The 12,479-nt window shown below is 27.9% G+C and carries 11 protein-coding genes; 7 read left to right on the top strand and 4 right to left on the bottom strand.

The genetic code is table 11. The features are described 5' to 3' along the window. The first annotated feature begins 249 nt into the window (after positions 1-249). The 3 genes from ACTG46_RS15780 to ACTG46_RS15770 are packed head-to-tail and all read left to right on the top strand — an operon-like array spanning position 250 to position 2,507. Entirely contained in the window at positions 250-1,071 is an 822-nt protein-coding gene (locus tag ACTG46_RS15780) for a polymer-forming cytoskeletal protein (protein WP_479923167.1), read from the top strand. Between the two features lie 40 nt (positions 1,072-1,111). Next, on the top strand, positions 1,112-1,879 hold the full coding sequence (locus ACTG46_RS15775; protein WP_054271429.1) for a polymer-forming cytoskeletal protein: 768 nt from the start codon (positions 1,112-1,114) through the stop codon (positions 1,877-1,879). Positions 1,880-1,886: 7 nt separating this feature from the next. After that, positions 1,887-2,507, top strand: a complete 621-nt coding sequence (locus ACTG46_RS15770) for a YhbD family protein (protein WP_054271428.1) — start codon at positions 1,887-1,889, stop codon at positions 2,505-2,507. Between the two features lie 222 nt (positions 2,508-2,729). On the opposite strand, the gene rbr is transcribed toward ACTG46_RS15770, so the two are convergent. Continuing rightward, entirely contained in the window at positions 2,730-3,317 is a 588-nt protein-coding gene (rbr, locus tag ACTG46_RS15765; protein ID WP_054277428.1) for a rubrerythrin, read from the bottom strand. A gap of 85 nt (positions 3,318-3,402) precedes the next feature. After that, positions 3,403-3,840 (bottom strand): MarR family transcriptional regulator, encoded by a 438-nt coding sequence (locus ACTG46_RS15760; protein ID WP_243193324.1) that lies wholly within the window; start codon positions 3,838-3,840, stop codon positions 3,403-3,405. A gap of 103 nt (positions 3,841-3,943) precedes the next feature. On the opposite strand from ACTG46_RS15760, the gene ACTG46_RS15755 reads away from it, so the two are divergent. Further along, positions 3,944-4,942, top strand: coding sequence for a YhdH/YhfP family quinone oxidoreductase (locus tag ACTG46_RS15755; RefSeq protein ID WP_231301509.1), 999 nt, complete (start codon positions 3,944-3,946; stop codon positions 4,940-4,942). A gap of 102 nt (positions 4,943-5,044) precedes the next feature. Here the strand turns inward: ACTG46_RS15755 and ACTG46_RS15750 are convergent, their stop codons facing one another. Beyond that, positions 5,045-5,971, bottom strand: coding sequence for a carbon-nitrogen hydrolase family protein (locus ACTG46_RS15750; RefSeq protein ID WP_054271424.1), 927 nt, complete (start codon positions 5,969-5,971; stop codon positions 5,045-5,047). 382 nt (positions 5,972-6,353) lie between these two features. On the opposite strand from ACTG46_RS15750, the gene ACTG46_RS15745 reads away from it, so the two are divergent. Continuing rightward, a complete protein-coding gene (locus tag ACTG46_RS15745) occupies positions 6,354-7,958 on the top strand; it encodes an amidohydrolase (protein ID WP_479923166.1) in 1,605 nt (534 codons plus the stop codon). A gap of 200 nt (positions 7,959-8,158) precedes the next feature. On the opposite strand, the gene ACTG46_RS15740 is transcribed toward ACTG46_RS15745, so the two are convergent. Beyond that, positions 8,159-8,701: a helix-turn-helix domain-containing protein gene (locus ACTG46_RS15740; RefSeq protein WP_054277425.1), complete on the bottom strand. Its 543-nt coding sequence runs from the start codon at positions 8,699-8,701 to the stop codon at positions 8,159-8,161. A 346-nt stretch (positions 8,702-9,047) separates the two neighbouring features. Between ACTG46_RS15740 and serS the strand changes: the two genes are divergently transcribed. Next, a complete protein-coding gene (serS, locus tag ACTG46_RS15735) occupies positions 9,048-10,319 on the top strand; it encodes a serine--tRNA ligase (protein WP_054271421.1) in 1,272 nt (423 codons plus the stop codon). 187 nt (positions 10,320-10,506) lie between these two features. Beyond that, on the top strand, positions 10,507-11,934 hold the full coding sequence (locus ACTG46_RS15730; protein ID WP_479923165.1) for a histidine kinase: 1,428 nt from the start codon (positions 10,507-10,509) through the stop codon (positions 11,932-11,934). Positions 11,935-12,479 lie beyond the last annotated feature (545 nt).

Here is a 12,479-nt window from a genome sequence, read left to right as displayed (position 1 = left end):
GGTTTATATAACAAATATATATAAAGATTGAATAATAGGGATGTATCTCACTTAAATCATAAATCTAAATAATTTAGATTTATAGTTTGAATAGAGTGTTTTCCCTATTATTTTTTTATTATTTATATAAATTAAAATAGAACTTAAATGAAGGTTGTTTTACTGAATATAATTATTATACTTGACAACGTAACAATGTTTTGTTATATTAGTTTTAAGGATAAAATACATTAAGGAAAGGATATCATTATGAATGAAGGATTAAATTCACTAAACTTTAATGGAGTTGGAAAGTGTAAAGGTGGAATTTTTGATAGTGTTAATGTAGCAGGAACAGGAAAGATAGAAGGAAATATAAAATGTAGTAAATTTGATTCTTCTGGTTCAGCAAAAGTGCTTGGAACAACAGAATGTAATGAATTTTTTACATCAGGTCTAAGTAAAGTAGAAGGAAATATATTGGCATCAAAAGTGGAGATATCTGGACTTCTTAGATGTACAGGAGATATTAATTCTATTGAAATTGATACGGGCGGAATTATTAATGTCGAAGGAAATATAAAGTCGGATATTATTCATGGAAAAGGATATTTAAAGGCCAATGAGAATATAGATTGTGAAAATATCAATTTAAGTGGAATTTTAAATTGTAACGGATTTTTAAACTGTGAAGAAATTAATATTAGTTTGAATGGAATTTCTAATTTTAATGAAGTTGGAGCAAGTAGGATAAATATAAAAAAAGGTCATGGAGACTATTGTAAAAAGTTTCGTATGTTGGAGAAAAAGCCTATAAACTTTGAAAAAGTATCTTCAAATTTAATAGGTTTAGGTCTATTATCAATTAGAACATATAGAGAAAGTAAGTTATTTGCAAATATTATAGAGGCAGATGAAATAAGCTTAGAAAATAGTGAAATCAAGGTTGTAAGAGGCAAAAATATTAAAGTAGGTAAAGGTTGCTATATAGAAAGTTTGGAGTACAGTGAAAGTATAGAGATTGATGAAGATTCAATAGTTGCTGAAATAAAGAATATAAATGAGACAGTAAACTTAAAGAAAGATAAGTAATAAATGGTTTTAAAAATAAAATTTAAAATGAGGTAATAATATGGAAAAAGGGTCTATAAAAATACTTGGAGAAGGATTTATAAGTAGCGGGGAATATGAAAGCATAAAAATCATGGGAAGTGCTAAATCAAAAGGAAATATAACAAGTGATGAAGTAAAAGTGTTTGGAGATTCAAAGTTTGAAGGTGATATAAATATAAAAAACTTTGTTGTAAATGGAAAAACTGTTATAAGAGGTAATCTTAAAGCTGAACGTGTAAGGGTGAATGGTCAACTTAGTATAGATGGAGATGCAGAAATAGATGACTTGGTTATAACTGCTCAACAGAAAGTTGATGGTAAACTGAAATGTAATAATGTTACAATAAAAGGACAATTAAGTGTAAATGAAAATATGTATGCACAAGATATAAAAATATATGGTGAAATGAGAAATAAAGCAAATATAGAATGTGAAGATATAAAGGTATATGGAGCTATAAAATGTGATGGTCTTTTAAATGGAGAAAATATATATGTTTATTCAGGAGGAGGCTCTTATTGTAAGGAGATAGGTGCAACTAATATACAAATAGGAAGAAGTAAAAATGCTTTTCAATTGATTAAGATTATCAATATTTTTTCTGGAAAATTTAAATGTGATTTGATAGAGGGAGATACTATTGAATTAGAGGATGCATCAATAAAAGATATACGTGGGAAAAATATATCTTTAGTAGATAATTGTGATGTTGGAAATATTGAATACAGTGATAATTTATCAGTTTCAGATAATTCTACTGTAAAAAACAGTATAAAGGTGGGCTAGAGAAACTATGGAAGAATTAATATCTAAGAAAGATTTACTGAGCAAAACTAATATATCTTATGGGCAATTATATAGATGGAAGAGAAAGAATATTATACCAGAGGAATGGTTTATAAAAAAATCAGCTTTTACAGGTCAAGAGACTTTCTTTCCAAGAGATAAAATACTAGAGAGAATAGAACTAATATTATCTATGAAAGAAGAGACTTCTCTTGATGATATTGCAAATATGTTTATGAAAAAAGATACTAATAAAGAGTTTGATATTGATTTTATTCTCAGTAAAGAAGTCATATGTAATTACACAAAAGAAATATTTCAAAACTTATATAAGAAAGAACAGAATATAGGTAAAAAAGAACTACTTATATTGAATATAATAGAGAAATTTTTAGTTAAATCAACGATAACCTTTGAAGAATTAAAATTAATAGTGAACATAATAGAAGAAAATTTTACAGCAATATACAATGAAAATGGTAAAATTTATTTATTTAGAAAGTTTGGAGTTCCATTTGTAGTGGGATGTTTAGATTATAAAAAAGTAAGGTTTGAAAAAGATGTAGTTAAAATTATTGAAATCGATTTGATGAAAGAAATAAATGATATTAGTATAAGATTATCATAGTAGGTTATCCTATCTAATTATCTCATATAAATTTAGACGATGTATTATAGTTTTGAAGGAATAATAAAATGAACCATAAAGGATTACTATAAATGTTCAAAGTATATTTTATATCTATAGTAATATTTATGGTTCATTTTATTGTTATCAAGATAATATGGTATTTATAAAAATGTTTGCTATAAATATCATAGATTATTTAAATACAATGATTATCTTAGTCTATTCAAATAATGAGTTTTTAAAATCTAAGAAATATCCTTGTGGATGAAGACATACAGGACAAGCCTTTGGTGCTTCTTTACCAACATGTATATGTCCACAATTTGTACATATCCATTGAATATCTTCATTTCTTCTGAATAAAGTACCTTCTTCTAAGTCAGTAGCATATCTACCAAATCTATCACCATGAACTTTTTCTATTTCAGCTATGTTTTCAAATAATTTAGCTATAGCTTCAAATCCTTCTTCACGTGCTGTTTTACCAAAATTCTTATATACATCATCCCATTCTTGAAGCTCATTATGTTGTGCAGCTTTAAGATGTTGTGCTGTTTTGTCGTATAAATCTACAGGATATGCTCCTGATATACTTATGTTTTCACCAGAAAATTCTTTTAATTTAGTAAAAAATTGTTTTGCATGTGATTTTTCTTGGTCAGCAGTATAATTAAATAAAGATTCTATTATATACAACCCTTCTTTTTTTGCTACAGATGCAGAAATATTGTATCTATTTCTAGCTTGACTCTCTCCTGCGAAAGCTCTTAATAAATTTTCTTTAGTTTTACTATCTTTTAAATTCATATTCTACCTCTCTATCACAATAAATTTTTACAATATTTAATTCTTTTTATTTATTATTCCAATAGAAGATATAATTATGCTAAGTTTAGTCAGCATTTTTAAAATTGTCATTGATTTTTTTTAAAATTCTAAGAAATTCTTGTTTTTCATTTTCTGTAATATTATGGTATGCAGTGTCTTTTACTTGTGTTGAAATACTGTCAAAAGTATCCTCTATAAGTAATGCCTTTTTCGTAAGTTTTATATATGTAATACGCTTGTCATTGGCACATTTTTGTCTTTCTATATATCCTAGATTTATGAGTTTATTAACCAACACTGTGACAGTGGACTTATCCTTTCCTATTTTAGTTGCAATTTCCTTCATTGTAAGTATTCCATTGTTTTCATAAAGTGCAGTTAAAATATTTCCATGAGTAGGTATTAATTCATCTAGACCATTTTGACTAAGTTTATTTTCAATGAATTTAACCATATTAGCCTTTGTTTTACTTATGAAATGTATAATATATTTATCTTCCATAAATTAATCTCCAATCCTTAATTTATTTAAATTAGTTTGACATAAAACTATTTATAAACTATAATTAGTTTAACATAAAACTAATTGTATTGGGAGGAAATTTATGAATAAAAAATTTAAATCATTATATATTACAGAAGAAGAAGGCGGTTTTAAGAGAAATATAATTGAAAGAGAAATAGATTCATTACCAGAAGGAGAAGTTATAATAAAGGTAAAATTTTCTTCTCTAAATTACAAAGATGCACTTTCTGCAAATGGAAATAAAGGTGTTACTAGAAAATACCCACACACACCAGGAATTGACGCATCTGGGATAGTAGAGTATAGTAGTTGTGATGATTTTAAGGTTGGAGATGAAGTTTTAGTAACAGGTTATGATTTAGGTATGAATACTTCTGGTGGTTTTTCAGAATATATAAGAGTTCCTTCTAGCTGGGTAGTGAGACTTCCAAAAGACCTTTCATTGAAAGAAGCAATGGATTATGGTACAGCAGGATTTACAGCAGCTTTATCTGTATATAAATTTATAAACTCTGTAGATAAAGATATGGGAGATGTATTAGTTACTGGTGGTACTGGAGGAGTTGCAGTAATTGCAGCTAAAATATTGATTAAATTAGGTTATTCAGTTGTAGTTTCAACAGGAAAATTAGAAGAACAGAAAGATGTATTATTAAATTTAGGTGTTAAAGATGTTATACATAGGTCAGAAGTGGATGATAACTCAGGTAGACCTCTACTTAGACCAAGATGGGCTGGAGTAATAGATACAGTAGGAGGTAATACTTTATCAACAGCAATAAAGACAACTAATTATTGTGGAGCAGTGACAACTTGTGGTAATGCAGGTGGAATTGAGTTTACAAGTTCAGTGTATCCATTTATCTTAAAGGGAGTTACTTTATATGGTATAGATTCTGTAGAATGCCCAATGAATGTAAGATTAAAGATATGGGGTTTATTATCTAATGAATGGAAATTAGATGATTTAGATGATATGGTAAATGTAGTATCATTAGAGGAATTAAATAATAGTATAGATTTAATAATGGCAGGAAAGCATGTAGGAAGAACAGTAGTTGATTTAGAAAAAATGTAGATAGCCAAATTAAATTTATAAATATAATTTTAGAATATTAAGAAAAAATGAGATACCTTAAAGTTATTTAGGAGTATCTCATTTTGATTTTTATGTAAAGGATTATTCATGAACAATTAATTCAAACACATCAGGTCTTGAATAATGACCTTCTGAGTCAAAATCTAATCTACTAAGAACTATCTTTTCTAGGTCTAAATCAGCTATTAACATTTCTTCTTTATTGAAAATAGGCCCTGCTACATATTTTCCAAAAGGGTCAACTATACAGCTTCCTCCTGGACACATAATTTCTGGTTCTACATCTAATTCTTTATAGTAATTAAGGTCAGTTGGATACATATTTTTTTCAACATATTGATTACATCCAATAACATAACATCTTCCTTCTAAAGCAATATGTTTCATAGTTGATTGCCATTCTTCTCTTGAGTCTGCAGTAGGAGCTATATAAAGTTTTACTCCTTTAGCATAAAGAGCTGTTCTAGCTAATGGCATATAGTTTTCCCAACAAATCAAGCCCCCCATTTTTCCATATGGAGTATCAACTACTGTAAGAGTACTTCCATCTCCTTCGCCCCAAATACATCTTTCTGTTCCTGTAGGTTTAAGTTTTCTGTGTTTACCAATAAGTTTACCTTCTGGAGAGAAAAACAAGTTTGTGCAATAAAGAGTACAGTTTATATCATTACCATCTCTTTCTGTTATACCCATTGATAAGTATACTCCTGCTTCTTGAGCTGCTTTTCCTAATAAATCTGTTGTAGCGCTAGGAACTGGCACAGAATTATCATAGTATCTTTTCCAATCTTCTCTACCTTCCATCGTTCTACTTCCAACAACAAATCCAAATGAAAGACCTCTTGGATATGCAGGTATGAATGCTTCTGGAAAAACTACAATATTTGCCCCTTTTTTACCAGCTTCTTTAATTAATCCCAATGCTTTTTCAACTGTTTTTTCTAGGTCCATTATAATTGGTGATGCCTGAACAACAGCTATTCTTACGTTTTTATTTTCTTTGTTCATAAAAAACCTCCTGAGAATATTTAAATTTATTAATTTGAACAGACTACATCAAATGATTTTGATAAGCAAAGTATTTATATTCTGAATAATGATGTAACTGTATACTTAAAATGATACATCATGATTTGAAAAATTACAATTGTGCAAAAACAATCAAGTTCAAATATTTAATTTCACTATTTTACAACCCCTTTTTTAGCTATATAGAGCTCATTAAATTGTCTTATTTATAATGAATAGTATTTATTTCTTAGCGAACAATAATTAAAAACAAAAATTTTGAATGAATAAAGCCTAAAGAAACAAATTTAATACAACATAATATAATTAAAAAGAAAATAATAAAGAAAATTTATAAAATAGACAACCTAAGGAGAATTTTATGAAAGAAAAAATTTATTACAATGGAAATATCATCACAATGGAAGATTCAATATGTGGAGATGCTATTCTTATAAAAGATAAAACAATAAAAAAGATAGGAACAAAAGAAGAAATACTTGCTTTAAAAAATAAAGATACAGAAATTATAGATTTAAAAGGTAAGACATTGATGCCTTCTTTTATTGATTCACATAGCCATTTGATAGCTTTTGCTACTACGCTAAAATTAATTCCTTTAGAAGATGCAACTAGCTTTAAAGATATAGTAAAAAAAATACAGGATTTCAAAGAGAAAAATAACATAAAAAAAGGTGAATGGATAATTGGATTTTCATATGATAATAATTTCTTAGAAGAAAATAGGCATCCAGATAAAGATGTACTTGATAGTGTCTCTTCAGAAAATCCAATACTAATTTCACATGCTTCTGGTCACATGGGAGTTGCAAACACTCTAGGATTAAAGCAACTTGGTGTTACTCATGAAACACAGGACCCTGAAGGTGGACATATTGGTAGAATAGAAGGAAGTAAAGAACCAAATGGATACTTAGAGGAAAATGCATTTTTTAATGTATCATCTAAAATAAAACAACCATCACCAGATGAGATTTTTAAATCAATTGAAAAAGCACAGGACATATATCTAAGTTATGGTATTACAACAGCTCAAGAAGGTTTAATGGCAGAGAATCAGTTTAATCTTCTAAAAGCTATGGCAGGTCAAAAGAAATTAAAGATGGATATTGTAGGATATGTGGATTTGAAAAAAAGTAAGTCTATAGCAGATGCAAATAGAGATTTTGTAAAGAAATATACAGATAGATTTAAAATAGGTGGATATAAGATATTTTTAGATGGTTCTCCACAAGGTAAGACAGCTTGGTTAACCAGACCATATGAAAATTCAGATGATGATTATTGTGGATATCCTATATATAAAAATGAAGAAGTAGAGGAATTTATAAATACTTCACTAAAAGAAAAAATGCAACTTTTAACTCATTGTAATGGAGATGCAGCAGCAGACCAGTTGATAGATTCATTTGAAAAAGTTTTAAACTTAGAAGAAAAAAATAATAAAAATGGTGCAAGACCAGTTATGATACATGCTCAAACAGTAAGAGAAGACCAAATCGATGATATGAAGAAAATAAGTATGATACCTTCATACTTTGTGGCTCACACATACTATTGGGGTGATATTCATATCAAAAACCTTGGAGAAGATAGAGCATTTAAGATTAGCCCACTTAAGACAACTATAGAAAAAGGTTTAATTTACACTCTACATCAGGATACACCAGTAATAGCTCCTAATATGTTTGAAACAGTATGGTGTGCTGTTAATAGAATTACGAAAAGAGGTGTGCAAATAGGAAAAAATGAAAAGATAAGTCCATTAGAAGCTTTAAAGGGCGTTACTATAAATGCAGCATATCAATATTCTGAAGAAGATAAAAAAGGTTCAATTAAAGAAGGTAAACTAGCTAATTTAATAATAATAGATGAAAACCCACTTACAATCGACCCTATGAAAATAAAAGATATTAAAGTATTAAAGACTATAAGAGAAGGAGAAGTATTATATTCTTTAAAATAGATGTAAATTATGTGAGATTGTTACCATATAAAAATAGACTTAATTAATAAATAGGTAGAACTAAATAAGATTGTAGTTAAATCAACAATTTATTAAGTTGAAGATTTATCAGTATAATCTTATTAATTCTACCTTCTTAAATAAATATGAATTTATTGAGTTATCTATGTAGTATGTGAGATAATTAAGTAGATAATAGTCTATGAAACAATTATGTATATTACTTTACTTTCAATTTCATTAGGATTTCCCCATTTATGTCTCATGCCAAATGGAATTTTGACACTATCCCCTTCGTTTAGTTGGAATACATCATCTTCCAAGTTAAGTTGAACACTTCCTTTAAGAACATATGCTACTTCATCTCCATCATGTCCATTTTTTTCTTTACAATAAGATTTAGGAGCTAAGTTCATAATTGCAAACTCAAATTCATTAAATGGATTGCTTGATAACATTTCATATAAAATATCTTTTGAGTCTGGCAGAATTAATATTCTTCTTTGATTATTTCTAACAATTAGCTCCAGATTATCTATAGAAGGAATAAAAAAATTGACTAATGGTACATTTAAAGCATTTGAAATTGATTTTAAAAAACTTATGGATGGATTTACACTTCCTTTTTCTATTTGGCTTATTAATGAAGGTGTAACTTTAATTAATTTAGACAAGTCTTTTATACTGAGATTCTGTTTTTTTCTACATAAAGTCAATTTCTTACCTATATTTGAATTGTTCATTTAAATCCTCCTATTAAAATAAATGATTTATAAAGAATTATATCATAAGGTAAAAAAATTTATATGAAAGCGAATAATTACATAAGATTGATAAAGAAAAAGTCAAAATAGATAATTGATTAGCAAAATCGATATAATTATAATGAAGTTAACTATAGAGATAGTAATCAAAAATTAAATTCTATTAATTTAATTAAATATAATTTGACAATATATAAAAAAGTGAGTAAAATATAACTAAATAAATGAAATAAAAAATATTTCTTAACCTCAGACAGAAAATATATTATCAAAATTATTTGAGATTAAGAGAGAACGTCCAATCTTAAGTACTGAGGAGGAAAAAATGCTTGATATAAAAAGAATAAGAGAAAATTTAGATTGTATAAAAAAAGCTATGGAAAGAAGGGGTGAGAAAGCCTTTAGTCTTGATGAAGTAGTTAAGTTAGATGATGAAAGAAGAAAAATTCTTCAAGAAGTTGAAGTCATGAAAAATGAATTAAATACAGCATCTAAAAATATGCCAAATCTTATAAAAGAAGGTAAAGATGTAGAAAATGAAAAGGCTAAGTTAAAAGATTTATCTGATAAGATTAAAGTTATAGACCAAAAGCTCAAGGAAGTAGAAGATAAGATGGAATATTTGTTAATGAGAATACCAAATGTACCCCATCCAGAAGTGCCACAAGGTGAAACTGATGAAGATAATGTTGAAGTAAGAACTTGGGGAGATACTACTAATTTTGACTTTAAATCTAAAGCACATTGGGAAATTGGAACAGAACTAGGTATACTTGACTTCGAAACAGCAGGTAAAATAACAGGTTCAAGATTTACTCTTTATAGAGGATTAGGAGCTAGGTTAGAAAGAGCCTTATTAAATTTTTATTTAGACACAAATACAACAGTAAATGGATATACAGAGGTTATTCCACCATTTATGGCAAATAGAAATAGTTTTCTAGGTACAGGTCAACTACCTAAGTTTGAAGAAGATATGTTTAAAATAGAGGGATTGGACTATTTTTTAATTCCGACATCAGAAGTTCCTTTGACCAACATACATGCGAATGAAATACTTAAATTTGAACAATTACCAATAAATTATACAGCTTATACTCCATGTTTTAGGTCAGAAGCTGGTTCTGCTGGAAGAGATACAAGAGGATTGGTAAGACAACATCAATTTAACAAAGTAGAAATGGTTAAAATAGTAGCACCAGAAGAATCTTATAATGAGTTAGAAAAGCTTACTAACAATGCTGAGAATATGTTACAATTATTGAAATTACCATATAGAGTAGTAAAGATATGTACAGGTGATTTAGGATTTACAGCTTCTTTTAAATATGATGTAGAAGTTTGGATGCCAAGTTATAATAGATATGTTGAGATTTCATCTTGTTCAAACTGTGAAGATTTCCAAGCTAGAAGAGCAGGGATAAGATTTAAAAGAGATAAAGATTCTAAAGCTGAATATGCACATACATTAAATGGCTCTGGATTAGCTATTGGAAGAAGTGTTGCAGCTATATTAGAAAATTATCAACAAGAGGATGGTTCTGTAGTTGTTCCTGATGTTTTAAGACCATATATGGGAGTTTCTATTATTAAATAAGAGTAAATTATGTACTTTTAAATAATACAATAAACTAGAAGAAATTAAAAAATAATAATAAATATAAAAAAGTGTACAAACTAATGAATATTGATATAGTGAGCTATCATATGAAAGAGTATGTACATTTTTTTATTTATTAAATTTACTGAAAGATAAATAATTTACAAGTAGAAAGGAATCTTTTATGAAAATTCAAAAGACAGAGTGGGGATATATCGAATGGAAACATACTTATGATGAAAATAATCCTAAACAAGCTATGAATATATATATTGCAGTAACTATGCAAGGTAAAAAACATTTTAACCATGTTCATTATGGTCAAGAACAGATGATATATATTTTAGAGGGGGAAGGTTTGTATATCATAAATGGAGTATGGAAGCCATTTTATCAAGGGATGATTTTTTATATAGAATCTGGTAGTACACATGAAACTATAAATACAGGCGATAGACCAATAAAAGAACTTATTGTTTCAAATAATGTAAATGATGCGGGAGAGAGTGAAGTCATAGATATTAATCCTAATAAATATCTAAAGAAAACTTTGATTAATTATAGCGAAAGTACTTTAAACTTATATGCAGCAATAGAATCAATTCGTGGTCAATTTATAGACCCATTTAAAATTCCATTGATTATATATGATGATTCATGGAATATAGTTTTAAAAAATCCTTACTTTCCTTTATTTTGCTTTGAAAAATGTAATCCTATGAAATTTCCTCAAAATTGTGATTGTATGAATCGAAAAAGTAGTAACCAATTTGTATGTAAGCATGGGATAACAGTATATAACATTCCAATACTGTATAAAAACAATAGTATAGGTGTCATAAGGGGTGGATATGTATTATTATCTGATTTAAACTTAGATACAACACATAGTAATTTATATGATATACCAGAAGGTGCTGCTAGAAGTATAAAACGTCTCTTAAAACAAATATCTAAAAACATAATAAATTTTTGTTCATTCAATGATATAAGAAAGGATTTGCAAGAAAAGGAGAATACTATTGCAAGAACATATCATTATGGAGAGCAACTGGAAATGAATTTAAAAGTAGCTCAAGATATGGTTACTAACTTAAGGATAAATCATCATTTTTTATTTAATACCCTAAATTCAATGGCAAGTATAGCACTTGATGATGGTAGTTATGATTTATATAGTGCAATAATAGATTTATCTAAAATGTTTAGATATACAATGAAGTCTGATTTACGATTTGTAGAATTAGAATCGGAAATATTATATATTAAAAATTATTTAAACTTACAGAAATTACGCTATGGAGATGCACTTAAAGTAAATTATCTTATTCCTAAGAAGCTATACAGTCTTTCTGTACCTTTTAACTTTATTCAACCTATTGTAGAAAATGCTTTTACACATGGGTTTAGAGATATTGATACGGAAAAAAGAGTAGAAATAATTGCAAGAGTAGATTCTGAGTATGCGATTATGGAAATTCATAATAATGGAACTATTTTAGAGGAAAATAGTATAGACAAAATAAAAGCAGGTATTCGTAGTAATAATGGTCATGGATTGTCTTTAATATATACAAAGTTTACATCTGCTTATGGAAATGACTTTGATTAAAAAATAGCTACATACACTTGTGACTTTAGTCATGAGTTAGTAGCTAAAATAGTCAGCATATAGGGAAACTTATATGTAGAGATAGCATATAACCTATCCAATACTACCTGAATTGCTGGAAACCCCTAAAGCTAACCAAACTAAAACATAAGGATGAAATAAACCTAAGTGTGAAAGTTACGAAAGTAGAAAAAATTGGTTAGATAGTATAAGGTTAAACCCTAAGTACTTTAAAATGGGCAATCAGCAGGTAAGCTCCGAATAGGAGAAACTTCAACGACTATTCCTCTTGAGGGAAGTACACTACAAGTTATCGGTAGTGGAAGTGGGTAGACCTTAACGGATAATGCCGAAGGATAAGATATAGTCTGTGCTTACATGAAAGTGTAAGAAGTTCATAAGAGAACTGCATAGGTAGTAGCGAACTTATGTGAACGACAACCTCAAAAATGATAAAAGTTAGGACTTACGGTTCTTACATATGTTATTTAAAAATAAATATAAAACCTTCAAAAAACTTGTTTTAAAAAATTGTACTTGTTAAT

This window comes from Clostridioides sp. LIBA-7678 (genome assembly GCF_056716065.1).
Note: the sequence above shows the minus strand (reverse complement) of the source record. Positions and strands in the feature narration are given on the sequence as shown.